Raw genomic sequence first — 25,570 nt, forward strand, 5'->3', positions numbered from 1 at the left:
GCGGCTCCTGCACCTGGCCCACACCGACCTGCCCTGGAGCACCACCATCGCCGACCCCACACCCACAACCTGCCGCGGCGCGGCCACCCCGACCGCACCCGACCTCGAACCGGTTATCGGTCAGGCAGCCCGGCTACACACCGACGTGCTCACCGACCACCTGCGCGACGCTCTCACCCGTCGGAGTGCCCTCCTGCGCGAGCATCAACGCGCAAATGACACGCACCGCGCGGCCAGCTGGATGCGCAGCCGCGAACGCTCCGCCGCCGACAACCTTCCCCCCGACCATGATCTGGGTCTGTAAATCCGCTACCACTAGGCCTGATTTTGGCCTGGTGGCAACAGAATTCAGGCGGGCTTGGAAGTCGGCGCTAGTCACCTATAGATGCCAATGATCGACTTCATGCACAGCTATGGGCAGGTGCGCCATGTTCGTGCCGGTACCACACAGGCGCATGCGAGCGCAGGGCCCCGCAGTGATTCACGATGAATCACCCGACGGAGTATCGCGTCTGAGATGTCGCGACGGGTATCGCAGCCAATGCTGCGGCTGATATTGCAGCCAGCGTCGCGGCAGACAGCACAGCGCGCTAACCCGCGAGCTGCACGAGGAGACCGGCCTGGTGATCACCGCCGCCCATGCGCCGCTGCTATTGGGTCCAGACGGTCGCTTTCCCCAGTACGCAGGAGCACGGCTATGCGGAGCTCGGCTGGAAAGTACTCGCTAAGCTGGTGGCATCAGAGCTGGCGACAAAGACCGACTCGGACGTGATCCAAGTGATCGCTGAACATGCCGCTCTGGGCGAACAAGCCACTGATGAGGGAGGGCCGAGCGTTGGCTCAGAAGGCGACGCCTGAACCAAAGGGATGGGCCGACGTTCGCAAGGCGGCTGCGCAAGCAGCAGTAAAGGCGAGCGAGAAGACCGGACGTCCGGTCGATGAACGTGTGAAGAAGCTCGCCGAGAGCTGACCGAATCCAGCCCCAAGTCAACTGACCGGATGCGCCTCCGTGATGGAGCCCTCGGTTGCAGCCGGGGGCTTCGCTCTTTGGTGAGCCCGGAATCAAACGCTGATCTGTGGCCGGTGCCTGGTCGGTGGATCCGCGACACGCCGTGGTTTCGGGTGGTTGCCGAATGGCGTCATATCACCAGTTCAGAGCCCCTTTCGGGATTACGACTAGGAAGGCTTGCTGGCTCTCCTAAAGCCTCATTAGAGGAGCTAGAGGCAACGCCGGCGAGGAAGCTGTAGCTGTTTGGCCGGGTATCGGCGGCTCGTTCCAGTCGTCGTTCAATCGTCCAAAATGGTCGGGAATCGACAGGAATCAACGGGCCTTACCGAGCACGACGAGACGCTGAGTTCGCGTGCCGTTCACGCGAGTACAGCATGTAACAGGATCTCCTGAGGCTCGTAGGCTGCTACTCCCTAGGTCTACCGGGGCCCGAACGATATGACGCGAACTACACGTTGGATTCAACACGGCCGGCCGAAAAGGGTTGAATTTGGCCTTATTTGATGAATCTGTCGTCGAATCTCGGTGCTGTTGTAGACGGTTCGAATCGGTCGGTCCTACCGTGACAAACGTGGAACACCGTACGACAGAGCATCACAGGGCGGCCGGCCGCGCGATGCCTTCCACCACACCGCAAGCATGAGTCGGAAAGCCCTCATCGAAGAAAGGTAAATCAATTGGAAACCAACGTCTTTGACCAACTGCCGCTACTGCTTGCAGTCCCCCGCGCTGCAGCCATCCTGGGCATCAGCCGCGCAGCAGCGTATCGACTCGCAGCGGCGGGCGAATTGCCGGTGCGCAGGCTCGGCGGCCGTGTCTACGTCGTCACCGCCGAGCTTCGAGAGCTGGTCGCATAATGAAACGATCGGTCTATCTGAGTGGCACCCATTATCGGCAGTTGGCCGGTGGCGAGGAATCGGCTCGATTTCGTACGTCCCAGCACTGTCGCCGGGCAGATCGCAGTAGTCAGTGTCGTGGTGGGCAAGATGGACACGCGGATTCGGGACGGCCCTGACGGCACGCCCGTCCGCGAGACCGTTCCCGGCATCGGCAGGCGGATCACGCTGTCGGGCCACCCGTTCGTCTATGGCGTACGGGCAATCAGGACCGCCGATGGCCCCAGGTCGTGGAGCTGCAAATCGACTCGCTGGAGCACGATGTTCCGCTGACCCCTGACGCCCTCCGCAAGCTTGCGCGGTATCTCGACCGGCTCGCGTACGCCGCCGCCGAAACGCCGGGGCGGCGTGGGCACTAGGACAGCGTCTACGCCGACATAGCCGAGTTCGCCAAGCAAGCCCACCGTGACCGCCATATAGGACCGTCCTGAGTGTTCGTGCAGCGATCGCAGCGAAACACAACGTCACACCTCAGGTTGCGAACAATTGGCGCGCCCGCGCACGTAGGACCGGCCACCTTCAAGCAGGAGACTCGGCAGCAAGCCGAAACCACGTAAGGACACAACGAGATGATCACTCCCACAGGGGAAGCGCCAAAGCGACGCGGCGAGCGCACCGACAACTCAGTCAAGAAGCTGCCCAACAGCAAGGGGTGGCGCGCCCGGCCAACGCTCGGCACCGATCCGGTGACCGGAAAGCAAGTCCGGCCAACCAAGGTGTTCGCGATCAAGAAGGCAGCTCAGGATTGGGTCACCGAGCAGCGCAGCCAGTGGAGTACGGCGGCATGGACACCCAAGTCCACGCGCACGTTCGATGACGTCGCCGATCACTGGCTAACGCTGCGCGCGGCCGATCCGTCAGTCGGGCCGAACACGGTGCGCGCGGACCGCGAGTCGCTGGCTTATGCCCGCAGGGCATTCGGAGCGGTGCCGGTGCAGAAACTCACGCCCGCCGCCTTGGCCGAGTGGTCGGCCAAGCTGACCGGCAAGGACGGCAAGGTGCTGGCACCGGCCACGAAACGCCGCGCGATCGTTCGGGTCAAGTCGGTCATGGTCCATGCGCGCAAGATGCGCTGGCTGACCTATGACCCCGCGGCTGATCTTGACTCGCCCGAACAGAGGGCGGTCACCGCGACCGCGGCCGACGACATATGGACACCCGCGCAGATGGCCAAGTTCCTCGATCACGTCACCACCCACCGCCTCGGCGGGTGCTTCGCGTTGACGCTGCTGGGGTTGCGCCGTGAAGAGGTCGGTGGACTGCGCTGGTCGGACATCGAACTAGACACCGGCGCGCTGCACATCCGTCGGGCCCGCGTCGACGTGAACGGCCGCGACACCATCGTGCCCACCAAGACTGAGCGCAGTGCCCGCGGTCTCCCGGTGCCGCCGCGAGAGCTGGCGATGCTCAAGGCGATGCGCTCGGTACACCTGCGCGAGCGCCTGACGGTGGGCAGACCACTCACCGACGCCGACCTATTGCTGTCACGCGTCGATGGAACGTGGCTACCCGTGCGCGATACTCGCGCGAGTTTGCAACCCAACGCACCGCGGCCGGGCTCGAGCCGATCACGCTCGGCAAGCTGCGGCACAGCAACATCTCACGGATGCGCGCGGCAGGCATCGCCGCCGATGTGGTTGCGGCCTGGCACGGCCATACCGAGCGCATGACCCAGGCCGTCTATGGGCGTGTGACCGACGACCGCCTGACCGCAGCCGCGGACGTCTTCTCCTCAGCCGTAGGACAGATTTAGGACACAAGGCGTCCTGCGGCTCGATCCGGCTAACAAGTAAAACCCGCCCCGACACTGGTCAGAACCGGGTTCTCAACGTGGAGCTAAGGGGACTCGAACCCCTGACCCCCACACTGCCAGTGTGGTGCGCTACCAGCTGCGCCATAGCCCCGTGATGTTGTGCCCATCGAAGCTACACCACCTGTAGGAAGCGTTCAAAACCGCTGGTCACGGCACTTCGCCGCCGGCCTCCGGGCCGATCGCACGCATGGGCGTCGGGTGAACGGGCGGTAGCCCCCGGGTCTCCGGCGCGAACACCCACCCGACCGCGGCCGCTAGCAGGATGGCGCCGCTGACCAGGAACGCCGACGCGAATGACGCGTGTTCGGCCACCTGACCGACGGCCAGCGATCCGACGATCGAGCCCAGATCGGCCATCATCTGGAACGTCGCCACCGCCGTGCCGCCGCGGGCCTTGTTGCCGACGATGTCGGCCACCGCGGCCTGCTGCGGAGAGACGAAGACCCCGGTGGCGGCGCCCGTCACTAGGGCAGCCGCCAGGAATACCGTCAGCGACGACGTGTACCCGACGAGAACTGTGGAAATCGCCGACACCGTCAGACCGACGATGAGCAGTTTGCGGCGCCCGACCCGGTCGGACAGATACCCGCTGGGGATGACTGCCAAGATGTTGCCGATCGCGAAGGTCGCCAGTGCCAATCCCGCGAAGCCCGCCCCGTAACCCAGTCCTTCGACGACGAACAGCGGCACGAGCGCGATTCGCAGGCCGAACGCCGCCCAGCCCGTAGCGAAGTTGGAGAACAGTGCAGCGCGATATGCGCTGTGACGCAACACCGTCCGCACCGAGACAGCGGGCTCCGTCGTCGCTTCCGGCAGCGCCACAGCGGAATTGCACAGGCTCACGAACACCACCGTCGCGGCGACAAGCAGTGCCGCCCCATAGATCAAGAACGGGACGGCCAGGCCAAATCCCGCGGTCAGGCTGCCCAGCACCGGCCCTCCGACAGACCCGATGAGGAACCCCGACGAGAACATGCCCGCGACGCGGCCACGCGCGTCCGGCGGCGAAATCCGGATCATCAGACCGAGCGACGACACGGTGAACATCGCCGACCCGAGGCCGCCGAGCGAACGGAAAAGCAGCAGCTGCCAATATGTTTGGGCGAAGGCACATGCACCAGTCGATAGCGCCACGATCACCAGACCGCTGACGTAAACCCGCCTCTCCCCCACCCGTTGCACCAGTAATCCGGCGGGCGGGGCGGCAACCAGTCGCATCAGCGCGAACGCGGTGACGACGAACGTCGCCGCGCTGATGCTGACACCGAAGTGCCGCGCGTACTGCGGAAGCACCGGGGCGACCACCCCGTAGCCCAACGCAACGACGACGTTCGCCGCGATCAGCAGCCAGACTTCACGCGGCAGCGGCTCCTTGGCTTCAGTTGTCGGACTAGAACAGTCGCCCTCCGTCACGAGATGACCTTGTTCACCACTTCGCGTGCCGCTTCCTGTACCTCGGCAAGGTGCTCGGGTCCCTTGAACGACTCGGCGTAGATTTTGTAGACGTCCTCGGTGCCCGACGGCCGCGCCGCGAACCACGCGTTCTCCGTCGTCACCTTCAAGCCGCCGAGGGGTGCGCCATTGCCGGGGGCCGTCGTCAACTTGGCGGTGATCTCCTCGCCGGCCAATTCGGTGGCCGTCACCTGCTCCGGCGACAGTTTGGCCAGCCGCGCCTTCTGCTCGCGGTCAGCAGGCGCATCGACACGCGCATAGGTTGGCGCACCGTACTTTTCGGCCAGCGCTTCGTAGCGTTGCGACGGTGAAGACCCCGTGACGGCGAGAATCTCCGATGCCAGCAGCGCCAGGATGATGCCGTCCTTGTCGGTGGTCCACGTAGATCCGTCGCGGCGCAGGAACGACGCCCCCGCACTCTCCTCACCGCCGAAACCGATGGTGCCGCTGATCAATCCGTCGACGAACCACTTGAATCCGACGGGCACCTCGAGCAGCTTGCGGCCCAGACCGGCGACGACCCGGTCGATGATCGACGAGCTGACCGCGGTCTTGCCGACGGCCGTCGACGAGGGCCACTCCGGACGGTTGGTGTAGAGGTATTCGATCGCCACCGCCAGATAGTGGTTCGGATTCAGCAGGCCGCCGTCGGGCGTGACGATGCCGTGCCGGTCAGAGTCGGCGTCGTTGCCGGTCCCGATCTGGTACGACTCGCGGTTGGCGATCAACGAGGCCATCGCATTGGGCGAACTGCAGTCCATCCGGATCTTGCCGTCGGTGTCCAGCGTCATGAACCGCCACGTCGCGTCCACGAGCGGGTTGACCACCGTCAGCTCGAGGTTGTGCCGTTCGGCGATCGCACCCCAGTAGTCGACGCTGGCCCCACCCAATGGATCGGCGCCGATGCGGATCTTCTCGGCGCTGATGGCGTGCACGTCGACCACGTTCGGCAGGTCGGCAACGTAGGCGTCCATGTAGTCGTGGCGCTGAGCGGTCTGCAGGGCGCGAGCCAACGGCACGCGCTTTACCGCCTTGAGCCCGTCGCGCAGGATTTCGTTCGCCCGCTTGGCGATCACGCCCGTCGCGTCGGTGTCGGCGGGCCCGCCGTTGGGCGGGTTGTATTTAAATCCCCCGTCGCGCGGCGGGTTGTGCGACGGGGTGACGACGATGCCGTCGGCCAGATCACCGTCGCGGTCTCTGTTGAACGACAGAATCGCGTGGCTGACGGCGGGCGTCGGCGTGAAGCGGTCGGCCGAGTCGATCATCGCCACGACGTCATTGGCCGCCAACACCTCGAGCGCCGACACCCACGCCGGTTCGGACAGCGCGTGGGTGTCGCGGCCGATGAACAGCGGACCGGATGTCCCCTGCGCCTTCCGGTACTCCGCGATGGCCTGCGTGGTGGCCAGGATGTGCGCCTCGTTGAATGCGGCGTCCAGGCTTGACCCGCGATGTCCGGAGGTACCGAAGGCCACCTGTTGGTCGATGTTGTCCGGGTCGGGTTCGACGGTGTAGTACGCGGTGACCACCTGGGCCACGTCGATGAGATCTTCGGGTTGCGCCGGCTTGCCGGCGCGGGGATTGGCGGCCATGCTCTGTGATTCTGCTCCTCCGTATTTCGTGCCGTACGCGGGTCCGAAAGCTTGACGGCGTTACTTTGGCTTGTGTTCAGTTTCGATGGACGTGAGTTGGCCGCGGTTTTCGTCGGCGGAGCGATCGGCACACTGGGCCGGGCCGGGCTGGAGACGGTTGCCGCGCCCGACCCTGGCCGCTGGCCGTGGCCCACGTTCATCGTCAACATCGTGGGCGCATTCCTGTTGGGGTATTTCGTCACCCGGCTGCTGGAGCGTTTGCCGACGTCAAGTTATCGACGCCCGCTCCTTGGCACCGGCCTGTGCGGAGGCCTGACGACGTTTTCCACCATGCAGGTGGAGACCATCAAGATGCTCGAGCACCGCCACTACGGTCTCGCCGTCGGCTACACCCTCGCCAGCATCACGGCCGGCCTGCTCGCTGTCTACCTCGCGACCGCCATGACGCGACGTGTCAGGGTGCGCCGATGACCGTCGCCGTCTGGATCGGCGTGATGCTGCTCGGCGGGGTCGGCGCGGTGGCGCGGTTCCAGCTCGACCGTGCGGTGTCCAAGCGGGTCGGCAGGCCGTTTCCGTTCGGCACCCTCGTGGTCAACCTCAGTGGCGCGCTGCTGCTCGGCTTCTTCGCCGGGCTCGCGCTCAGCCCGCACGTGGCGCTGCTGGCCGGTACCGCATTCGTCGGCTCGTACACGACCTTCTCGACGTGGATGCTGGAAACGCAGCGGCTCGCAGAGGAGCGCCAGGTCGTTGCGGCGTTCGCCAACATCGCGGTCAGTGTGGTGCTCGGCCTTGCCGCAGCGTGGCTGGGTCAGTCGATCGGAGCCGCGCTGTGACCGACTACCTGAAGCTCACCTCCTATTTCGCCGAACGGCTGCGGCACGGCGATCGCTTCCTCTCCGACGCCCTGCTCGATCTCTATGGCGACCAGGCGGTTGCCACCAGCGTCGTGCTGCGCGGAATCGCCAGCTTCGGCCCGCACCACGAAATGCGAAGCGACGAGTCCCTCAGCCTGTCGGAGGACTCGCCGATTGCAATCGCGGCGGTGGACGTGGCCGACAAGATGACCGGGCTAGCCGACCGGGTCTGCGCGATGATGTCGCGCGGCCTCGTCACACTCGAACGCGCGCACTTCGGCGGTTCAGCGACGCCACCGGATGCGGCCAAGCTCACCATCTACGTCGGCCGCCAGGATCGCGCCGACGGACGGCCCGCGTACCGGGCGGTTTGCCAGGTGTTGCACCGCTTCGGATTCGCCGGTGCGTCAGTCTTTCTCGGTGTCGACGGCACGACGCGCGGTGACCGGAAGCGGGCCACCTTCTTCAGCCGCAATACCGGTGTGCCGGTGATGATCATCGCGGTCGGTACCGGCAGCCAGGTCGCCGACGCGCTGCCGGAACTCGAAACCCTCTTGCGGGAACCGCTTTTCACGATCGAACGGGTCCAGCTGTGCAAACGCGAAGGCGAGCTCATCACCCGTCCGGCGGCGCTGCCTGCGACCGACGACCAGGGTCGACCGCTGTGGCAGAAGCTGATGGTGTACACCTCCGAGGCAGCGCTACACGACGGCGTGCCGATCCACCGTGCGATCGTCCGCCGCCTGTTCGACTCACGGTCGGCCAGTGGCGCTACGGTGCTGCGCAGCATCTGGGGATTCCGCGGCGACCACGCACCGCACGGCGACAAGTGGCTCCAGCTCGCCCGCCGAGTGCCGGTGATCACCGTCGTCGTCGATGCCCCCGACCGCATCGCGGCGAGCTTCGAGATCATCGACGAACTCACCCGCGAGCACGGCTTGGTGACCAGCGAGCTAGTTCCGGCCATGGTGTCGATCGACGACGGTAGGCGCGTCGGAGGCACCGGGCTGGCCGAATTTCTGTACTGACCCACGTTTCGGGCTGCACCGATTCGGAAAACCTCAATATCATGCATGAGCTGCTCGAACGCGAAGACAAATGGGAGGTCGACGACCATTTCGTCTTGCCGCGCCTGCACGACCTGGTCGACGGCGGCGACATCGATCGCAGCACCGTGCACCTGGAAAGCGTGTACTACGACACTGCCGATCGTGACCTGCAGTCTCACGGGATCGTCCTTCGACGACGAGATGGTGACGACGACATTGGCTGGCAGCTCAAGGTTCCCGACGTCGATGGCCGTATCGAGATCCGCACCCCTCTGGCAGAGATGAGCCACCGTCTGAACTGAAGGACTTGCTGACGGGGCTGCGGCTGGGTAAGCCGCTGGTCAGCGTTGCTACCCTGCGCACCGAACGCACCCGGTCCCGCATCCGGCAGGACGAGCGTCTGTGTGCAGAGCTCGCCGATGACCACGTGCACGCATCGGTCGATCACCGCCTGCTGGCCTGGCGAGAGATCGAGGTCGAGTACGAATCGGACGGCCAGAGGCTGTCTCGCCCCTTGGCCCATCGGCTCAGCAAGGCGGCCGCGCGCCCGTCGCGGTACAGGTCGAAGCTGGACCACGCGCTGGGCGCCGCTGACCCGCCTGCCATCGACAACGCCGCGCTGCTCGCGCTCACCATTTACGTCGCCGATCAGATCGACGCCCTCTTCGAAGGCGATCTGCAGCTGCGGCGGGCACAGGATCCGATTCACGACACCAGGGTCGCGATCCGTCGGCTGCGCAGCACGATTCGGGTGTTCGGCAAGCTGCTCGACCGGCCGGCCACCGAACACCTCGACGAGGAGCTCAAGTGGTTCGCCGGACTGCTCGGTGAAGTTCGCGACCGCCAAGTGCAGCGCAACCGCTTCCGCGAGGTTCTCGACGACTGGCCACCCGAGTTGGTGCTGGGACCCGTCGCCAATCGAATAAACACCGACCTGCATTCCGAGCAGCTGAAGGCACGAACGGCAGTTTCCGAAGCCATGGACTCGCAGCGCTATCTTGATGTCCTGGCGACGCTGCAGCGCTGGCGGGCGGACCCTCCCCTCGCGACCCGGCCCACCGCCAAGAAGTTGCACAAGCGAGCGGCGAAGGCCGAGCGCAAGGCCGACCGACGACTCTCCGCGGCGATTGACAACGATGATGGCGCGCTGCTGCATCGCGCCCGCAAGGCGGCCAAGCGGGCACGCTATGCGGCGGAACTACGGCGGCCGCTCGAGAAGTCAGGTGCCGTCAAGAAAGCGCAGAAACACTACAAGCGAATCCAGCGGGTGCTGGGCGATCATCAAGACAGCGTCGTCGCGTCGGATGCATTGCGTCGGTTCGCATTGACGGCGGGAACGACGCCGGGCGAGAACGGATTCACGTACGGCCTGCTGTATGCCCGGGAGCAGCAGATCGCCGAAGCCGCGCGTGCTCAGGCGCGTGACCTCCTGGGGTAACCCAGGGTCGTCATCCAATGATCGGCCAGCCCGCTCACCCAATCGGCGGCGACGCTCGCATCCTCAGGTGGGCCCTCGACCAGCACGAGTTCGTCAACACCCGATGCGGCAAGCGGTGCGACGTCATCGGGCGTGAGGTCGCGAAGCGCCACGGCAATCCGTAGCTCCGCGGGATCCCGGTCCTGCTCTTCGCACAATCCGCGGAGGAAGGCCACCCGCTCGGCCACCGCGTCGACGCTTTCCACGTTGAAGCCGTACCAACCGTCGCCCCACGCCGCCACCCGGCGCAGGGCTCCGTCGCTGTTTCCGCCGAGGACTATCGGAATGCGCCGGTCGTGCACTGGTTTCGGATTCACGCGCACCGCGTCGAAGTGGACGAATTCGCCGTCGAACGCCGCCACGTCGTCGCGCCACAACGTGCGGATCGCCTCGACATACTCCTTGGTGCGCGCACCCCGACGCTCGAACGGCACACCGAGCGCGTCGAATTCCTCACGTGACCAGCCGGTGCCGATGCCGAGCGTCAACCTGCCGCCGCTGAGCGAGTCCAGCGTCGCGGCTTGCTTGGCCACCAGAACCGGATTGTGCTCGGGCAGCAGCAGCACGCCCGTCGCGATCCGAATTGTCGAGGTGGCGGCCGCTGCGAAACTCAACCCGATCAACGGGTCGATCCAGTCGGCCTCCGCGGGTACGGCGATCCGGCCGTCGTCGGAGTACGGATAGCGCGACGCCGACTCATCGACCATCACCACGTGTTCGCCCGACCACAGCGTCGCGAACCCCGCAGAATCGGCAGCGGCTGCTACCGCGTCGATTACAGCGCGGTCGGCGCCGTTGCCGATGCCAAGCGCATGCAATCCCAACCGCATCGGGCGATGGTCTCACGCCATGAGCAGCAGAACGCCCGCGATGAGCAGACCCGCGACCTTGACGAATTCGAAGCCGACGTACACCCAGTGCGCGTGCGAGCGCCGTCCGTCGCCGCCCGCCAGTACCGCATCGGATCGCCTGGCCAGCTTCGGCCGCACGAGCAGCACCTGTGCAAGAAGTGCGACGACGGCGACACCCGCTGACACTGCCGCCCAGACGGTCGGCGGCTGGACGACGAAGGCGACCACCAACACTGCGGCAAGTACAAGTTCGCAGCCGTTGAGCGCACGGAAGACGACGCGGCCGATGCCGAGACCGATCTGCATGGTGACCCCGGGTGCACGGAATTTCAGCGGAGCCTCGAGGAAAGAAATCGCCAGCACCATACCCAGCCACACGAAGATCGCCGCAACAGCGGCGGCCGGTGCCGGGCTCCCACTCATCGAAGTGGAATCGTAGAAGCATGGGCAGCGATCGGGTCGCAGAACTCCAACGCTGGGAGGACTCCGGCGCCATCTGGACGGTGGTCATCCGGAAACATGACCAGGTGACGGTCGCGCTGTTGCGATGCGACGGCGGCGAGGAAGTGGACCGGTTCACCTCTGATGACCCGCGGCTGCTCGAATACATCGGTGAGCGGTTCAGCAGCACGGAGGGATAGGCGTGGACAAGGTGGAGCTCGGAATGCTGACGTTCGTACCCGTCGGTGAGGCGATGGGCCTGGTCGGCGATCCCGTCCGCCGCTACATCGAACAGGCCGGCGCCGACGGGCTGTGGGTCACCGAGATCGACCCGGACCTCGCCGATACCGCGGCCTTCTGCGAGCACTACGGCATCGGTCTCGATGCCTCGGCGAACTGCGTCGTCGTGGAGGCCAAGCGCGCCGACCGGGTGTGGCACGCGGCGTGCATGGTGCTGGCGACCACCCGCGCCGACGTCAACGGCATCGTGCGCAGTCACGTTGATGCGCGCAAGATTTCGTTCGCCTCCATGGACACCGCGGTATCGTTGACCGGGATGGCGTATGGAGGCATCACCCCGGTCGGGCTGCCTGCCGACTGGCCGATCCTGGTCGATCAGAATGTGGCGGACCAGCCGCAGGTCATCATCGGAAGCGGCATCCGTGGCTCGAAACTGCTTGCCGCAACGTCGGTAGTCGCCGCGCTGCCTGCGGCCGAGGTGCTGGCCATCACCAAGGTCCCCTAGTCGGCGGTCACTACGAGCGCCGCCTCGTTGTACGGGTGCAGGCGATACAGCAGCTTCCCGGAAGTCACCAACGGTTCGCCCTCGGCCTTGCTCACCATGCGGGGGTTGCCGACCTGCACCGTCTTCCCGTGCTTGTGAACCGTGGCCGAGCCACCGGCCAGGACGTTCTTGACCCAATGAGATCCGGTTCCGTATCCGATCAGGATGACGTAGCCGTCGTCGGTGTCGAAGATGTTCAGCGGCGTTCGGTACCGCTTACCCGACTTGCGCCCGACATGCTCGAGTGTGCCGATCGTGGGCGCCCAGCCGGCAAGCGCGAGCGCCATGGGATTGGTGATCCGGCGATTGAATCTCGCCACCGCTCGAGGGACACGCACGACTGACCTCCCCTGGTCACGGTAAGCCCGACTTCTGCATGAGGGCTGTTGTCTTCGCCAATCTACGACCCTAGTGCAGAAATGGCGCTTCGTTTCGATCCTCAAGGCGGGCGCCCGCCGACACGACGTCAGACCCATGCGCAGACTCAGCGCGTCGCTGACCTGAACGCCGCCACCAGCTCCGAGAGCTGTTCGCTCGCCTGGTGCAGGTCCTTTGGTAGCGAGCCACTGAAGCGGATGTCGGTGGCGCCTGCCGCCACCTGCTTCGCCACCGGGGCGAGGGATGCGCCCACGTCGATTGCGCCGTCGGCATCCCTCTTCAACACGGTGGCGCCCTGCACAGCCAGATCGGTCGGGTCGCCCCCCACGTCGGCGATCGCCTTCTTCATCGCGGGGATGGACTCCTCGAGGTTGCTGATCGCCGGACCCCAAGGGATCCAGCGCGTCCCGAAGTTGCTCAACCGGCGCGCCACCCTCTTGTTGACGGTGCCACTGATCCAGATGGGTATGCCGCCCGGCTGCAACGGTTTCGGCATCTGGTGGATGCCGTCGAACGACAGTTCCGGTGAGTCGTAACGGGCGCGCTGTTCGGTCCACAGGAGTCGGCAGACCTCCAGGGTGTGGTCAAGCAGGCGTCCTCGATCCTCGAACGCCAAGCCGACCGCGTTGTACTCTTCGCGTTGCCAGCCGACTCCGACACCGAGGTCGACGCGACCGCCGGACAGGACGTCCATCGTCGCCAACTGCTTGGCCAGCACTGCCGGACGCCTGAGAGCCGCGAGCAGCACCGCGGTTCCCAGCCGGATATGGGTGGTCTTGGCTGCCACCGCCGTCAAGAAGACAAGCGGCTCAAGCCAATTGCCGTCAGGACCTGTCGGCTGCCGCCCACCCGCGGTGCCACCGACTGCGGGATTGCCGTAAGCATCCAGGTTCTCTCCGAAGACCAGGTGATCCGAGACGACCACGCGATCCACCCCGGCGGCATCCATGGCGCATGCCATCTCCACGGTTGCGTTCCAGTCCTGGTTCGCATCGTCGCTGAAAGTGCGCAGCATCAGCGAGATCTCGGGCTTAGGCGTCATGGCTGGCCGGTTTGGCCGCTGGGGCGATGCGGGACATGCCACGAAGTATCCATGGTGTCCTCTTGGCCATCACCGCCACCGCGCGGTCCGAGCGTCGCATCGTGGAGCGGGCGCCAGGCGTTGGCGCGGAGGCCAGCTTCGCCTCGGCCGAGCCGGCTTGCGCACCATCGCGATCGACCGTAAGCAACTCCCATTCACCTGGCACTCCACGCAACTCGACGACCCCCCGTTCCTCGAAGCCGGTTTGATATGCCAGGCTGAGATCGCCGCAGGGTGCGTACGACGTTTCTGGCACGTCGTTGAGCGTAATTGACGCATGTGCGACAGTTCGGGAGATGACAGGACGCGTTGCCGTGATCGGGGCGGGACCCGGAGGTCTCGTCGCGGCGCGGTGGCTGCTGTCGCAAGGGTTCGAGCCGACGATCTTCGAGCAGAGTCATACGCTGGGCGGGCAGTGGACGGGGTTAGAGGGCATCAGCGGCGTGTGGCCGACCATGCACACGAACACCAGTCGGATACTGACGTCCTTCAGCGACTTGGAGCACGCGAGCGGTCATGTCTTCCCGTCGAACCGCGACATCCTCGCCTACCTGCACCGTTATGCCAAGACATTCGCCCTGGCGTCTCGCATTCGGTTCGGCACCCGGGTCGAGAACCTGAGCCGAGGCGAAGGCGGCTGGGTCATCGGGCATTCCGGCAGGACCGAGACGTTCGAGCGAGTGGTGGTGGCCAGTGGGCGATTCGAATCGCCATGCATCCCTTCGGCTCCGGGACTGGACACGTTCACGGGATCGGCCGGCGCGATGTCCACTTATCGATACCGAAACTCGACGGCCTACCTCGGAAGACGTGTCCTCGTCGCCGGCGGCGCCATCAGCGCGCTCGAAATCGCCTCGGAACTCGCCCAACTCGGCGCGGCCGTCACGGTCACCCAGCGACGTCAGCGGTACGTGCTGCCGAAATTCGCTGCAGGCGTCCCGTCCGACTCCCGCATCTTCACCCGCTACGGAACTCTGGCGAACGAGTCTCTCACCGCGCAAGAAGTTGACCGGCAGCTCAAGGAGATCGTCGTCGAGGCCGGTGGCAGCCCTGAGCAATACGGGGCCCCAGCACCCGATGCGTCTCTCTTCACCGCGGGCGTCACGCTGGCCCAGCAGTACCTGCCGCTGGTGGCGGAGGGCCGAATCACGGTGCGACCGTGGATGATCTCGGTCGACCGGAGAACCGTGACCTTCGCCGACGGATCGACTGAAGCCTTCGACGGAATTCTGTTCGGCACGGGATTTCAACTCGATCTGCCGTACCTGAGCGACGAGATCAGCGCAATCCTCGGCCTCGACGCCGTGCATCTGAACGCCGACCGCTTCACCTTCCATCCCGATCTACCCGGCCTGGCGTTCGTCGGCATGTGGGACCAGTCCGGCGGGTATTTCGTGCCGCTGGAACTTCAGGCCCGGTGGATCGCCTACACCTGGGGTGGCGTGGTTCCGCAGGCCAGCGAAGCCGAGCAGCGGGCGGCGATCGACGCCTACCGCGCGCGTCGCGGATTGCCTCAGAAAAGCCGCATGAACCTGGTTGCACTGGCGTTCGCCAGGGCTGCGGGTGTCGAGCCGAATCCCGACCAATGGCCGCATCTGCGCCGCGCCCTGTTATTCGGCCCGTTGGCGCCGAGTTGCTTTCGCCTGCAGGGCCCAGACGCCTTGCCCGACGCATCGATTCGCTTCGTACGGGATGCGGCCGCCTTCGGCGCGATCACATCCAACGAGCTGACCGATCGGGAAGAGAACTATTGGTCGATGGTGGAGTCCGCACGAGCTAGGCGTTGAGCGCGGTTTCGCCGATGACCCGGCTTGCGCGCAGTTCGTCGATTTCGTCGTCCGTCAAGCCGAGTCCGTGCAGGATCTCCGCGTTGTGCTGCCCCAGCGTCGGCGGCGGCAACCGGTGATGCCGGCGGGGTCCCGGCGTCACCGTGAACGGCCAGCCCGGATACCGGTGCGGCCCGGTGACCGGGTGCTCAACCTCTTGGTAGAAATTCCGCGCATCCAGCTGGGGCAGGTCGTACATTCGCTCGACGGTCAGCACCTGCTCTGCCGGAATCTGATGTGCCCTCAACGAATCGACGGCTTCTGCGGCGGTTCGCGTCCGCGCCCACTCGGCTACAGCGGCGTCGAACTCATCGTGGGCCATCCCCCACTTCAGATCGGGGCGTGACAGGACCGCACCGAGCCCGGTCAGATCGGTGTCGTCGCGAACCGAAACCGCAACCCAGTCATCCTCGGCGGCGGTCGAATACACGCCCTGCAGGCACCCGCGGGTGTGATTGCCTTCCCGTCCTGGCACGACCGAATTCATCGAATACTCGATCACCGGTTCCGCGGCGAGACATGCCGCCACCTCGATTTGGGCCACCTCGATCAGTTGGCCTTCGCCGGTCCTGCGCCGGTGCTCGAGCGCGGCGAGCAGTGCCGTGCCCGCATGCACCCCGACGATCGGATCGGCCGGTCCCTGAATGTTGCACGGCGGCCCGTCGGGATATCCGGTCACCGCCGACATGCCCGACGTCTGTTCGATGTTGAGTGCCCAGCCGACGTAGTCGCGCCACGGACCCTGCAGACCGAATCCAGGCATCCGCACGCAGATCACATCGGGCTTGATGGCCTTCAGCGATTCGTAGTCCAGTCCGAACTGCTCGATCACCCGCGGCGAAAAGTTCTCGACGACGACGTCGGCCTCGCGGGCGAGCAGTCGGACGAGTTCACGCCCGCGGTCCGACGTCAGGTCGAGAGTGATGTCGCGCTTGTTGAGGTTGGTGCCCTGCCAGATGCCGCTGCGCTCATACCAACGGTCCCCCTCATAGGACCAGGCGCCGGAATAGCGATGACCGTCGGGCCGCTGGATCGACTCGACCTTCATGATGTCGCCGCCGAAAGCCCCCAGATAGCACGTCAGGTAGGCGCCGGCCCAGAACGTGCTCAGGTCGAGGACTCTGATGCCGGCGAACGGCGTGGACGGATCACATGCCCCCTCGAACTCTCGGCGCGTGGTTGTGGTTGTGGGTGCGGACGCCGCCGCACCCAGGCGTGGTGCACGGCGGGGTGGCCGAACCGGTGTGCGGGACAGCCGAAACGGCGCACCCGGGCGAAGGATTGCGTCGCCGCCGCCGGCCACGAAGAATCCGCGTTCGGCGTATTGAGGACAGTGCGGTGCGGTCGCGCCGTCATTCACCGGGGCGGCGGGAATCCGCATCGCCTGGCTCAACTCGAGGATCTCGGCAACGGTGCGCTCGTCGAGCCACGGTTGCGCCCTTGCGAAGAACTCGCCGCGTTCGGGGCCGCCGAGCATGATTGCGATCTGGGCGTCGCCGTACTCGGGCAGCCCGAGCATCGCGCAGACGTCGAGCCAGTGCTGACCCGTGAGACAGTTGATTCCGATCCATCCGTCGGCGGCACGGACGATGCCCATCATCGGTGCCGCACGAGTGTTGGTGGGCAGGCCGAGATTTCGCATCCTCTCGGCCATCAGCATCGGATACGGAAGCGTGCACAGCAGCGACTCCAGCACCGACACGTCCACCTCGACAACTCCCGAATCGGCGGATGCGTTCCGCAGAGCGGTCAGCGCGCCAAGGGCGGCGTACCCACCGGCGACGTACTCGGATATCCGCGCGCCTGCCTGCACAGGAGGCCGACCGGGTTCCCTGACGTTGGTCCAGCCGGACGCCGCCTGCATCGTGAACGGTGTGGCGACGCGGTCTCGCAGCGGTCCGTGTTGACCGAAGTCGGAGATGCGGACGACGACGAGGCCGGGGCTGAGCTCTGCCAACGCCTTCCCATCGAACCCGTAGCCGTCGAGCTTTCCCGGCGGCAGCGCCTCGACCAGCACATGTGCGCCCGCGAACAGCCGCCGCGCACAGTCGACACCATGCTCGGCCGTCAGATCGATTGTCGCTCCGCGTTTCCCGGCGTTGAGATACTCGAACAGGCCGGATCGTTCCGGGTCTGCCTTCCCCTCGGGGAACGGTCCCCAATGACGGAGTGGGTCACCGGCCGGCGGCTCGACCTTGGTGACGTCGGCACCGAGATCGACAAGAAGCTTGGTGCAGTACGGGCCTGCGATGTCACCGGCGATCTCGACGACACGCAAACCGGCGAGCGCGTCGGTCATGTGGGTATTCCGATGGCCTTCGGCTCCATGTACTGGTGAAGTCCACGCAGGCCGCCGCCCTCGCGTCCCAACCCGCTCTGGTTGAACCCGCCGAACGGCGCGTCGCCCGGGATGCAGCCGTTCACGGCGATCTGTCCGGTTCGGACACGGCGTGCGACCGCAACGGCGCGGTCGACGTCGGCGCCCCACACCGCGCCGGACAAGCCGTACTGCGAGTTGTTGGCGATCGCGACCGCGTCGTCATCGTCGCGGTGGCGCAGGACTGTCAGCACGGGCCCGAACACCTCCTCCTGCGCGATTCGGGAATCTGGGCGGACGTCGGTCAGTATGGTCGGCTCGTAGTAGAAGCCGCCGTTCAGGCCGATTGGCCGTCGGCCACCGGCAGCCAGGGACGCCCCGTCATCGAGCGCGGCAGCCACGTGTGCTTCGACGCGGTCTCGCTGCTCGGAGCTGATGAGCGGGCCCATCTGCACGTCCGGCCCCGTCGGATCGCCCACCTTTATGCGCTGCGCCGCGTCGACGAGCCGGTCCACGATGTCGTCGTGCAGCCGCTCCGGGAGAAGGAGGCGGCTCTGCAGTATGCACGCCTGCCCGGCGTGCAGGGAGCAACCGTCGAACAGGATCTGTTGCAGCAGTTCGTCGGTCACTTTTACATCGTCGAGGAAGATCGCCGCCGACTTGCCACCGCACTCGAGCAGGATGCGCTTCATTGTCGCTGCCGCTGCGGCCATGACTTCCCTGCCGACCGCCGAGCTTCCGGTGAAGCTGACCATGTCGATTCGCGGGTCGGTGGTCAGCAGCTTGCCGGCGTCGAGACCTCTCGGAGTCACCACGTTGACCACTCCAGCGGGAATGTCGGTGTACTGGTCGATGATTCGGCCAAGTGCCAGCCCGGCGAGTGGCGTCAGCGGCGATGGCTTGAGGACGACGGTGTTACCCGCGGCCAGCGCTCTGGTCACCTTCATCACGTTGAGGCTGTGCGGGAAATTCCACGGCGTGAGCACCGAAACGACGCCGAGGGGCTCGTGGCGAAGCAGCGTGGTCCCCGCCGCCCCGTAGGCATCGATCGGTTCGTCGCTCAGCTGAGCGGCCAGTTCGCCGGCGCGCAGCGCCATGAAGGCCGGCCCGTCGACCTGCATCAGCCGCTCGTTGGCAATGCATCCCCATTCGGCCTGGGACAGCGCGAAGAAGTCGTCGGCGTGCTCCAACAGCGCGTTGCCCAGTTGACCGAGGCACCGTGCGCGCTCATCGGCAGCGGCGGCACCCCACGGCCCGTCGTCGAAGGCCTGTCGCGCTGCGCCTATCGCGGCGTCGACGTCGGCAAGGTCTGCGTCGGGAGCCTGGGCGATGGTCTTTCCGGAGGACGGCGATACGTCGTCGTAGCGCCCGCTGCGTGGCTCGACCCATTCGCCGCCGATGTACAGCGAGTAGTCGTCAACCAGACGATGCGGGTCGGCCATACCGGCTCCTCACTGAGCTCAGTGGATCAACACTTGGTGTACACTTGTCGGACCGCGATCGTCAATCGTCGAAGCCAACCCGGTTGTCAAGCAACAGATCGCCCGCTATTGACACCGTAGAGACGCGCGAGTAGACACAAACGTAATCGAACAGATCTGCCTAGTCTGTCCGACAACGGTGTCGAGGGAGGCCGTAGTGCCTACAACGTTCCCGCTGCATTCCCCCGACTTCTTCATCGGCGATCCGTACCCCGCCTATAAGGAACTGCGGGCCACTGCACCTGTGTGCTGGAACGACGTCACCGAATTCTGGGCGCTGCTCAAGTACGAGGACATCCGGTACGTGTCGACCAATCCGAACACGTTCTCGTCCACGAAGGGCATCACCATTCCTGATCCGGTGTTGCCGAACCCGGTACAAGAGGGCAACCTCATCTTCACGGATCCGCCGCGGCACCGGCAGCTGCGCAAGCTCATCAACACCGGATTCACCCGACGGCAGGTGGCCATCCTCGAGCCGAAAGTGCGCGAGATCGTTTACGGCATTCTCGATGACGTCAGGTCCGGCTCCACCCACGAGTTCGCCGAAGAACTCGCCGCGCCGCTGCCGACCCGGATGATCGCCGAGCTGCTCGGAGCGCCGCCCGACGACTGGGAACAGTTCCGCCGCTGGTCCGACGCGTGCACAGGCAACGCCGATCCCGAGATCGTGATGGATTCGATGGTCGCCATCGGTGAACTGTTCGGCTACTTCCAGCAGCTGATCGCCGCACGTCGTGCCGAGCCGCGAAGCGACATGCTGTCGGTGCTGACCACCGCCGAGGTCGACGGAGCCAAGCTGACCGACGACGACCTGCTGAACTTCGCGTTCCTCCTTCTCGTCGCGGGTAACGAGACCACCCGTAACCTGATCGCGCTCGGCACGTTGGCGCTCATCGACCATCCCGGGCAGTGCCGTCGGCTCGTCGAAGATCCATCGCTGATTCCTGCCGCAGTGGAGGAAATGCTGCGCTGGACGACGCCGGTGACGCACATGGCGCGGGTGGCAACGGTCGACGTCGAGATTCGCAGACAGCGCATTCGCGAGGGCGACGTCGTGGTCATGCTCTACGGTTCCGCGAACCGGGACGAGGAGATATTCGGTTCCGACGCCGAGGATTTCAGGATCGACCGACATCCCAACCCTCACATCGCATTCGGCTGCGGCGAACATTCGTGCATCGGAGCCCAGCTGGCCCGGCTGGAAGCGCGCGTCTTCTTCGAGGTGTTGCTTGGGCGGTACCCCGAAATCGAGCTTGTCGGCGACGTCGACCGGATGAGGGCCACCATGGTGCCTGGCGTCAAGCGGATGCCCGTGCGACTCGGATCGGGGGGCTGAACAGTGCACCTGGACTTCACACCGGAACAGAAGCGGCTGCGCAGCGAAATCCGAGCCTCGCTGGAGGCGGTGATGACGCCTGAGCGCATCGCCGCGGTCGCAGGACGCATGGAGGACGCGGACGTGAGGAGCACCGGCGAGGGTGGCGACGCCGTCAAGGAGTGCGTTCGAGCGCTCGGCGCCGCCAACCTGCTCGGCGTCGGCTGGCCCAAAGAGTATGGCGGCCATGGGTTTACCGCCCTCGAGCAGTTCATCTTCTTCGAAGAGGCACAGCGGGTGAATGCACCCATACCGCTGGTCACCCTCAACACCGTCGGGCCGACGCTCGCGCACTCTGGTACCGAGGAGCAGAAGCAGAAGTTTCTGCCGTCGATTCTGGACGGCACGGTCGAGTTTGCGATCGGCTACTCCGAGCCGTCCGCAGGAAGCGATCTGGCTTCGCTGCGCACCGCGGCCGTGCGCGACGGCGACGACTACATCATCAACGGCCAGAAGATGTTCACCAGTGGCGCGGCTTACGCCGACTACATCTGGCTGGCGGTGCGCACGGATTCCACGGTCAAGAAGCACAAGGGCATCTCGATCTTCATCGTCCCGACCTCGTCGCCCGGGTTCTCGTGGAAGCCGCTGCACACCATGCCCGGTGTATCCACGTTCTACACGTTCTACGACGATGTTCGGGTTCCTGCGTCCTCCATTGTCGGTGGCGAGAACGGGGGTTGGCGGCTGATCACGACGCAGCTGAACTTCGAACGCGCCGCGCTGGGAAACATGGGCGCGTTGGAGCCGCTGTTCGAGAAGACGTTGAACTGGGCCAAGAGCACCGAACTCGACGGCGGCGCTGTGATCGACCAGCCATGGGTGCAGCAGGCGCTGGCCCGAGTCGAGGCGCAGGTCGCCGCCTACAAGATCATGAACCTGCGCGTCAACGCGGCGATGACGAAAGGCGCGCTCGGGATGGGCGAGGCGTCGGCGGTGAAGGTGTTCGGTACCGAGCTGACGCAACAGGTGGCCCGTGAGCTTCTCGAGGTGTTGGATCGCGGCGGCGTCCGGAAGGGCGAGGACGCGCCGCTGCGCGGCGCACTCGAATCGGCGTACCGGGTCGCGGTCATCAACACATTCGGTGGTGGCGCCAACGAACTTCAACGCGACATCATCGCGATGGCAGGGCTTTTCATGCCTCGCGCGCCACGTGACCTTCGAGCAACGCAGAATGGGGATGCGAAGTGACACAGACGTCCGACAAGAGTCAGTTTCGCGAGAAGTTGGACGCGCTGATCGGCAAGCCGACCGGCGGATCCGGTAAGCCGACCGTAGCCCCGGACCCGGTGAACCAGCCGATGATTCGGCACTGGGCCCATGCGCTCAGCGACATGAACCCGGTCTATCTCGATCCCGAGTTCGCCGAGAAGTCGAGGTTCGGCGGCATCGTCTCTCCACCGGTGATGCTGCAGGCCTGGACCATGCCCGCGCCCAAGATCGAGGGAATCGCCGAACGGGGCGGGGTGCCGATCGAGATGGGCCGCAATCCCGCATCGCTCATCGAAGAGGCCGGTTACACGGGCATCGTCGCAACCAACTCCGAATTCGAGATCGAGCGCTATCCGCGTCTCGGCGACGTCATCTCGGTGACACAGGAGTTCGAGCACATCTCCGACGAGAAGAAGACCTCCTTGGGCACCGGCTATTTCGTCACCTGGCTCTCGACCTACACCGACCAGCACGGCGGAGTCCTCGGCAGGCAACGGTTCCGCGTGTTCCGATTCAAGGCGAGCAGTTGATGGCGACGCGGCTGGCGCCGACGGTCAGCCCGGACAGTGAGTTCTTCTGGAACGGATTGCGCGAGAATAGACTGCTGATCCAACGGTGCGCAGGGTGCCGGGCGCTGCGCCAGCCAGCGCGGCCGATGTGCCCGGCGTGCAATTCGCTGGAATGGGACACCGTCGAGTCCACCGGTCGCGGCACCGTGTACAGCTACGTGATGCCGCAACATCCTCCGATGCCGTTGATGGAGTATCCCTACATCGTCGCGCTGGTCGAACTCGACGAAGGAGTGCGGTTGGTGTCCAATCTGCGCGAAATCGCCTCTGCCGACGTCGAAGTCGGTATGCCCGTCGAGGTCTTCTACGAGACGTTCGACACCATCGACGGGAAAGACATCGTGCTGCACCAGTTCCGGCCGGTCCGATAATGGACTTCACCTTCACCGAAGACCAGGAGACGATCGGCAAGGTTGCGCGTCAGCTCTTCGAGCACCGCGCCACCCCCGAACACCTCACCGAGCTCGAAGGCGGCCAGGTGCGTCACGACGCCGACCTGTGGCGCGAACTGGCGACGGCCGACCTGCTCGGAATATCGTTGCCGGAGAACGTAGGCGGCAGTGGCCGGGGCTTTGTCGAATTGGCACTGCTTCTCACAGAGGTGGGTTGGAGCGTCGCGCCGGTGCCGGCCTACGCCACCCTGCTTCTCGGCGCCGACACCATCGCCCGCTACGGCGATGACGCACAGCGGGAGCGGTACCTTCCCGCCGTCATCGACGGCTCATGGCTACTCACAGCCGGATTGGCGGAGCCCGGCCGTTCCGACCCGACCCGACCGGCGACGACGGCGCGACGCGACGGCGGCTGCCGGCGCCTCGACGGCACCAAGGAGCTGGTACCCGCGGCCCAGCTGGCCCGCACCATCCTCATCCCAGCCTCGCTCGGCGACGGCGACATCGGCGTCTTCCTCGTCGACGCGGACTCCGACGGTGTCGAGATTCGCAACGTCGTGACGACCAACGGCGAACCGCACGCCGACGTCGTCCTCGATGGTGCGGCCACAACCGACCGACTTGCCGGCGACGGCCGTGAGATCCTCGAATCACTCTATGCGCGTGCACTTGTCGGGCTGTGCGCGATCCAACTCGGCGTGACGGAGCGCGCGCTCCGGATGGCCGCGTCCTACACCACCGAACGCGAACAGTTCGGAAGGCCCATCGGCAGCTTCCAGGCCGTGCAACAACGGATGGCCGACGCGTTCATCGACGTCCAGGCCATCCGGTGGACCATGTGGCAGGCCGCCTGGCTCCTCGAGCAGGGTGGGCCACCGGGCCGCCAAGCAGCCATCGCGAAATTCTGGGCGGCCGAGGCCGGCTCGCGCGTCGCGGCGACCGCCCAGCAGGTGCACGGGGGAATCGGCATCGATATCACCTATCCCCTGTTCCGCTACTTCCTGTGGGCCAAACACAACGAGCTGGCGCTCGGCTCGTCACCGGCGCAACTTGCACGCCTCGGCGCGACATACGTAGGAGGAAACCTGTGACGACCACGAAGTTCCGCACCACCACACTGGACTGGCACGACATCAACGTCGGCGACGAGGTGGCTCCGCTCGAAATACCCGTGACCGCAACGGTCATCGTCGCGGGAGCCATCGCGTCGCGCGACTTCATGCCAGTGCACCATGATCCGGAGTTCGCGAAGAAGCAGGGCTCGCCCAACATGTTCATGAACATCCTCACCACCAACGGGCTTTGCGTGCGGTTCCTGACCGACTGGGCCGGTCCGGAAGCGATGGTGAAGCGGCTGGCGATCCGGTTGGGTGTACCCGCGTTCCCCAACGATCCGCTGCGGTTCGCCGGCGCCGTCACCGGCAAGACCGATGGCGCTGACGGCGAGGGGCTCATCGACGTCGAGTTCAGAGGCAGCAACAGTCTCGGCGATCACGTGTCGGGAACGGCGACCGTCAGCCTTTTGGATGACCGGGCCGACGCGTGAGCCCCCTCTCGGGAGTGACCGCCATCGCCGGCATCGGCCAGACCGAATTCTCCAAGGAGTCCGGCCGAAGCGAACTCCAACTCGCCTGCGAGGCGGTCAAAGCCGCGATCGACGACGCCGGCCTGCAGCCGAGCGACATCGACGGCATGGTCACCTTCACGATGGACTCGAGCGACGAGATCGAGATCGCGCGAAACGTCGGCATCGGCGACCTGACGTTCTTCAGCCGCGTGCACCACGGCGGTGGGGCTGCGGCGGGCACGGTGGTGCAGGCCGCCATGGCGGTGGCGACGGGTACGGCCGACGCCGTGGTGTGCTACCGCGCATTCAACGAGCGATCCGGGTTCCGGTTCGGCGGTTCGGGGGCGCGCCCGACGGGTGAAACCCCGTTGTTCATGGCGAACTACGCGCCATTCGGGCTGTTGACGCCGGCAGCGTGGGTCGCCCTGCACGCTCAGCGGTACATGTCGACCTACGGCGTCTCCAATGAGGACTTCGGAAGAATATCCGTCGTCGACCGCGCGCACGCGGCCCGCAATCCCGACGCCTGGTTCTACGAACGGCCGATCACGCTCGAGGACCATCAGAACTCGCGGTGGGTCATCGAACCCGTGCTGCGCCTGCTCGACTGCTGTCAGGAGAGCGACGGCGGCGTCGCCATCGTCGTCACCAGCACCGAGCGTGCCCGCGATCTCGCCCAGTCCCCCGCGGTCATCACCGCCGCGGTCCAGGGCGCGGCCGCTGACGGCGAGATGATGACGAGCTATTACCGTGACGACATCACGGGCCTACCGGAAATGGGTGTGGTCGCGGAAAAGCTCTGGCGCGATTCGGGACTCAAGCCCACCGATATTCAGACCGCCTTCCTGTATGACCACTTCACCCCCTTCGTGTTCGCACAGTTGGAGGAACTCGGGTTCTGCGGTCGCGGTGAGGCCAAGGACTTCGCGACGATCGAAAGGCTTTCCCTCGGCGGGGAACTGCCGATCAATACGAACGGCGGTCTGCTCGGCGAGGCCTATATCCACGGCATGAACGGCATCACCGAGGGAGTTCGGCAGGTGCGAGGCACCTCCTACAACCAGGTCGACGCCGTCGAGCACGTCCTGGTCACATCCGGAACGGGTGTGCCGACGAGCGCGCTGATCCTCGCGGCGGACTGACAGCGCCGC

The 25,570-nt window shown here is 65.6% G+C and carries 28 protein-coding genes and 1 tRNA gene; 19 read left to right on the forward strand and 10 right to left on the reverse strand.

Annotated elements, in window-relative coordinates:
• The 4 genes from QOC76_RS19080 to QOC76_RS19095 form a co-directional block, all read left to right on the forward strand.
• Positions 1–304: hypothetical protein (locus QOC76_RS19080; RefSeq protein WP_526359223.1), on the forward strand; the 304-nt coding region annotated here is incomplete at its 5' end.
• A gap of 1,382 nt (positions 305–1,686) precedes the next feature.
• Complete coding sequence (locus QOC76_RS19085; protein WP_526359225.1) at positions 1,687–1,866, forward strand: helix-turn-helix domain-containing protein; 180 nt, start codon at positions 1,687–1,689, stop codon at positions 1,864–1,866.
• Between the two features lie 21 nt (positions 1,867–1,887).
• On the forward strand, positions 1,888–2,178 hold the full coding sequence (locus tag QOC76_RS19090; RefSeq protein ID WP_526359227.1) for a hypothetical protein: 291 nt from the start codon (positions 1,888–1,890) through the stop codon (positions 2,176–2,178).
• A gap of 296 nt (positions 2,179–2,474) precedes the next feature.
• On the forward strand, positions 2,475–3,575 hold the full coding sequence (locus QOC76_RS19095; protein WP_526359229.1) for a site-specific integrase: 1,101 nt from the start codon (positions 2,475–2,477) through the stop codon (positions 3,573–3,575).
• Between the two features lie 161 nt (positions 3,576–3,736).
• Here the strand turns inward: QOC76_RS19095 and QOC76_RS19100 are convergent.
• The 3 genes from QOC76_RS19100 to pgm form a co-directional block, all read right to left on the reverse strand.
• Positions 3,737–3,809: transfer RNA gene (locus QOC76_RS19100), tRNA-Ala, on the reverse strand.
• Between the two features lie 56 nt (positions 3,810–3,865).
• Entirely contained in the window at positions 3,866–5,131 is a 1,266-nt protein-coding gene (locus QOC76_RS19105) for an MFS transporter (protein ID WP_526359231.1), read from the reverse strand.
• Entirely contained in the window at positions 5,128–6,762 is a 1,635-nt protein-coding gene (gene pgm, locus QOC76_RS19110) for a phosphoglucomutase (alpha-D-glucose-1,6-bisphosphate-dependent) (RefSeq protein ID WP_526359233.1), read from the reverse strand. The genes QOC76_RS19105 and pgm overlap by 4 nt, the downstream gene beginning before the upstream one ends.
• A gap of 72 nt (positions 6,763–6,834) precedes the next feature.
• Between pgm and crcB (QOC76_RS19115) the strand changes: the two genes are divergently transcribed.
• From crcB (QOC76_RS19115) to QOC76_RS19135, 5 genes are read left to right on the forward strand one after another with little or no spacing between them, the layout of a single operon-like run.
• The gene (gene crcB, locus QOC76_RS19115) at positions 6,835–7,233 is read left to right on the forward strand and encodes a fluoride efflux transporter CrcB (RefSeq protein WP_526359235.1); all 399 of its coding nucleotides are present in this window, start codon (positions 6,835–6,837) and stop codon (positions 7,231–7,233) included.
• On the forward strand, positions 7,230–7,595 hold the full coding sequence (gene crcB, locus QOC76_RS19120; RefSeq protein ID WP_526359237.1) for a fluoride efflux transporter CrcB: 366 nt from the start codon (positions 7,230–7,232) through the stop codon (positions 7,593–7,595). The genes crcB (QOC76_RS19115) and crcB (QOC76_RS19120) overlap by 4 nt, the downstream gene beginning before the upstream one ends.
• Positions 7,592–8,644, forward strand: coding sequence for a putative PII-like signaling protein (locus QOC76_RS19125; protein ID WP_526359239.1), 1,053 nt, complete (start codon positions 7,592–7,594; stop codon positions 8,642–8,644). The genes crcB (QOC76_RS19120) and QOC76_RS19125 overlap by 4 nt, the downstream gene beginning before the upstream one ends.
• Positions 8,645–8,685: 41 nt before the next feature.
• Positions 8,686–8,967: a CYTH domain-containing protein gene (locus QOC76_RS19130; RefSeq protein WP_526359241.1), complete on the forward strand. Its 282-nt coding sequence runs from the start codon at positions 8,686–8,688 to the stop codon at positions 8,965–8,967.
• Between the two features lie 5 nt (positions 8,968–8,972).
• Positions 8,973–10,103 carry a CYTH and CHAD domain-containing protein gene (locus tag QOC76_RS19135; protein WP_526359243.1) on the forward strand — a complete coding sequence of 377 codons (1,131 nt, stop codon included), beginning with the start codon at positions 8,973–8,975 and terminating at the stop codon, positions 10,101–10,103.
• Here the strand turns inward: QOC76_RS19135 and QOC76_RS19140 are convergent.
• Together QOC76_RS19140 and QOC76_RS19145 are read right to left on the reverse strand one after the other, a co-directional pair.
• Complete coding sequence (locus tag QOC76_RS19140; protein WP_526359245.1) at positions 10,079–10,972, reverse strand: LLM class F420-dependent oxidoreductase; 894 nt, start codon at positions 10,970–10,972, stop codon at positions 10,079–10,081. The two genes, QOC76_RS19135 and QOC76_RS19140, sit on opposite strands and share 25 nt — an antisense overlap.
• Positions 10,973–10,984: 12 nt before the next feature.
• A complete protein-coding gene (locus QOC76_RS19145) occupies positions 10,985–11,416 on the reverse strand; it encodes a hypothetical protein (RefSeq protein WP_526359247.1) in 432 nt (143 codons plus the stop codon).
• A gap of 20 nt (positions 11,417–11,436) precedes the next feature.
• On the opposite strand from QOC76_RS19145, the gene QOC76_RS19150 reads away from it, so the two are divergent.
• Entirely contained in the window at positions 11,437–11,634 is a 198-nt protein-coding gene (locus tag QOC76_RS19150; RefSeq protein ID WP_526359249.1) for a hypothetical protein, read from the forward strand.
• Between the two features lie 2 nt (positions 11,635–11,636).
• Entirely contained in the window at positions 11,637–12,179 is a 543-nt protein-coding gene (locus QOC76_RS19155; protein ID WP_526359251.1) for a YbaK/EbsC family protein, read from the forward strand.
• Here the strand turns inward: QOC76_RS19155 and QOC76_RS19160 are convergent.
• From QOC76_RS19160 to QOC76_RS19170, 3 genes are all read right to left on the reverse strand, one after another.
• Positions 12,176–12,556 (reverse strand): nitroreductase family deazaflavin-dependent oxidoreductase, encoded by a 381-nt coding sequence (locus tag QOC76_RS19160; protein ID WP_526359253.1) that lies wholly within the window; start codon positions 12,554–12,556, stop codon positions 12,176–12,178. The genes QOC76_RS19155 and QOC76_RS19160 overlap by 4 nt on opposite strands.
• A gap of 146 nt (positions 12,557–12,702) precedes the next feature.
• Positions 12,703–13,638, reverse strand: coding sequence for a TIGR03619 family F420-dependent LLM class oxidoreductase (locus QOC76_RS19165; protein WP_526359255.1), 936 nt, complete (start codon positions 13,636–13,638; stop codon positions 12,703–12,705).
• The gene (locus QOC76_RS19170) at positions 13,628–13,933 is read right to left on the reverse strand and encodes a hypothetical protein (protein ID WP_526359257.1); all 306 of its coding nucleotides are present in this window, start codon (positions 13,931–13,933) and stop codon (positions 13,628–13,630) included. Before QOC76_RS19170 ends, QOC76_RS19165 begins: the two co-directional genes overlap by 11 nt.
• A gap of 40 nt (positions 13,934–13,973) precedes the next feature.
• On the opposite strand from QOC76_RS19170, the gene QOC76_RS19175 reads away from it, so the two are divergent.
• Entirely contained in the window at positions 13,974–15,464 is a 1,491-nt protein-coding gene (locus tag QOC76_RS19175; protein ID WP_526359259.1) for a flavin-containing monooxygenase, read from the forward strand.
• Here QOC76_RS19175 and QOC76_RS19180 read toward each other — a convergent pair.
• Together QOC76_RS19180 and QOC76_RS19185 are read right to left on the reverse strand one after the other, a co-directional pair.
• On the reverse strand, positions 15,454–17,802 hold the full coding sequence (locus QOC76_RS19180; protein ID WP_526359261.1) for a CaiB/BaiF CoA transferase family protein: 2,349 nt from the start codon (positions 17,800–17,802) through the stop codon (positions 15,454–15,456). The genes QOC76_RS19175 and QOC76_RS19180 overlap by 11 nt on opposite strands.
• The gene (locus QOC76_RS19185) at positions 17,799–19,262 is read right to left on the reverse strand and encodes an aldehyde dehydrogenase family protein (RefSeq protein ID WP_526359263.1); all 1,464 of its coding nucleotides are present in this window, start codon (positions 19,260–19,262) and stop codon (positions 17,799–17,801) included. The genes QOC76_RS19180 and QOC76_RS19185 overlap by 4 nt, the downstream gene beginning before the upstream one ends.
• 214 nt (positions 19,263–19,476) lie before the next feature.
• On the opposite strand from QOC76_RS19185, the gene QOC76_RS19190 reads away from it, so the two are divergent.
• From QOC76_RS19190 to QOC76_RS19220, 7 genes are read left to right on the forward strand one after another with little or no spacing between them, the layout of a single operon-like run.
• The gene (locus QOC76_RS19190) at positions 19,477–20,640 is read left to right on the forward strand and encodes a cytochrome P450 (protein ID WP_526359405.1); all 1,164 of its coding nucleotides are present in this window, start codon (positions 19,477–19,479) and stop codon (positions 20,638–20,640) included.
• A gap of 3 nt (positions 20,641–20,643) precedes the next feature.
• Positions 20,644–21,870: an acyl-CoA dehydrogenase family protein gene (locus QOC76_RS19195; protein WP_526359265.1), complete on the forward strand. Its 1,227-nt coding sequence runs from the start codon at positions 20,644–20,646 to the stop codon at positions 21,868–21,870.
• Positions 21,867–22,421, forward strand: coding sequence for an FAS1-like dehydratase domain-containing protein (locus QOC76_RS19200; RefSeq protein WP_526359267.1), 555 nt, complete (start codon positions 21,867–21,869; stop codon positions 22,419–22,421). Before QOC76_RS19195 ends, QOC76_RS19200 begins: the two co-directional genes overlap by 4 nt.
• Positions 22,421–22,831, forward strand: coding sequence for a Zn-ribbon domain-containing OB-fold protein (locus tag QOC76_RS19205; protein WP_526359269.1), 411 nt, complete (start codon positions 22,421–22,423; stop codon positions 22,829–22,831). The genes QOC76_RS19200 and QOC76_RS19205 overlap by 1 nt, the downstream gene beginning before the upstream one ends.
• Complete coding sequence (locus QOC76_RS19210; protein ID WP_526359271.1) at positions 22,831–23,943, forward strand: acyl-CoA dehydrogenase family protein; 1,113 nt, start codon at positions 22,831–22,833, stop codon at positions 23,941–23,943. The genes QOC76_RS19205 and QOC76_RS19210 overlap by 1 nt, the downstream gene beginning before the upstream one ends.
• The gene (locus tag QOC76_RS19215; RefSeq protein ID WP_526359273.1) at positions 23,940–24,398 is read left to right on the forward strand and encodes a MaoC family dehydratase; all 459 of its coding nucleotides are present in this window, start codon (positions 23,940–23,942) and stop codon (positions 24,396–24,398) included. The genes QOC76_RS19210 and QOC76_RS19215 overlap by 4 nt, the downstream gene beginning before the upstream one ends.
• Complete coding sequence (locus tag QOC76_RS19220; RefSeq protein ID WP_526359275.1) at positions 24,395–25,561, forward strand: thiolase family protein; 1,167 nt, start codon at positions 24,395–24,397, stop codon at positions 25,559–25,561. The genes QOC76_RS19215 and QOC76_RS19220 overlap by 4 nt, the downstream gene beginning before the upstream one ends.
• Positions 25,562–25,570 lie beyond the last annotated feature (9 nt).

The sequence above is a fragment of the Mycobacterium sp. genome (genome assembly GCF_032159565.1).
Classification (GTDB): domain Bacteria; phylum Actinomycetota; class Actinomycetes; order Mycobacteriales; family Mycobacteriaceae; genus Mycobacterium.

What these genes read in the sequence shown, in the direction of transcription:
- QOC76_RS19095 (WP_526359229.1), top strand. Translation starts at nt 2,475, where the DNA reads ATGATCACTCCCACAGGGGAAGCGCCAAAGCGACGCGGCGAGCGCACC.
- pgm (WP_526359233.1), bottom strand. Translation starts at nt 6,762, where the DNA reads ATGGCCGCCAATCCCCGCGCCGGCAAGCCGGCGCAACCCGAAGATCTC.
- crcB (WP_526359237.1), top strand. Translation starts at nt 7,230, where the DNA reads ATGACCGTCGCCGTCTGGATCGGCGTGATGCTGCTCGGCGGGGTCGGC.
- QOC76_RS19130 (WP_526359241.1), top strand. Translation starts at nt 8,686, where the DNA reads ATGCATGAGCTGCTCGAACGCGAAGACAAATGGGAGGTCGACGACCAT.
- QOC76_RS19140 (WP_526359245.1), bottom strand. Translation starts at nt 10,972, where the DNA reads ATGCGGTTGGGATTGCATGCGCTTGGCATCGGCAACGGCGCCGACCGC.
- QOC76_RS19145 (WP_526359247.1), bottom strand. Translation starts at nt 11,416, where the DNA reads ATGAGTGGGAGCCCGGCACCGGCCGCCGCTGTTGCGGCGATCTTCGTG.
- QOC76_RS19150 (WP_526359249.1), top strand. Translation starts at nt 11,437, where the DNA reads ATGGGCAGCGATCGGGTCGCAGAACTCCAACGCTGGGAGGACTCCGGC.
- QOC76_RS19165 (WP_526359255.1), bottom strand. Translation starts at nt 13,638, where the DNA reads ATGACGCCTAAGCCCGAGATCTCGCTGATGCTGCGCACTTTCAGCGAC.
- QOC76_RS19175 (WP_526359259.1), top strand. Translation starts at nt 13,974, where the DNA reads ATGACAGGACGCGTTGCCGTGATCGGGGCGGGACCCGGAGGTCTCGTC.
- QOC76_RS19180 (WP_526359261.1), bottom strand. Translation starts at nt 17,802, where the DNA reads ATGACCGACGCGCTCGCCGGTTTGCGTGTCGTCGAGATCGCCGGTGAC.
- QOC76_RS19185 (WP_526359263.1), bottom strand. Translation starts at nt 19,262, where the DNA reads ATGGCCGACCCGCATCGTCTGGTTGACGACTACTCGCTGTACATCGGC.
- QOC76_RS19205 (WP_526359269.1), top strand. Translation starts at nt 22,421, where the DNA reads ATGGCGACGCGGCTGGCGCCGACGGTCAGCCCGGACAGTGAGTTCTTC.
- QOC76_RS19210 (WP_526359271.1), top strand. Translation starts at nt 22,831, where the DNA reads ATGGACTTCACCTTCACCGAAGACCAGGAGACGATCGGCAAGGTTGCG.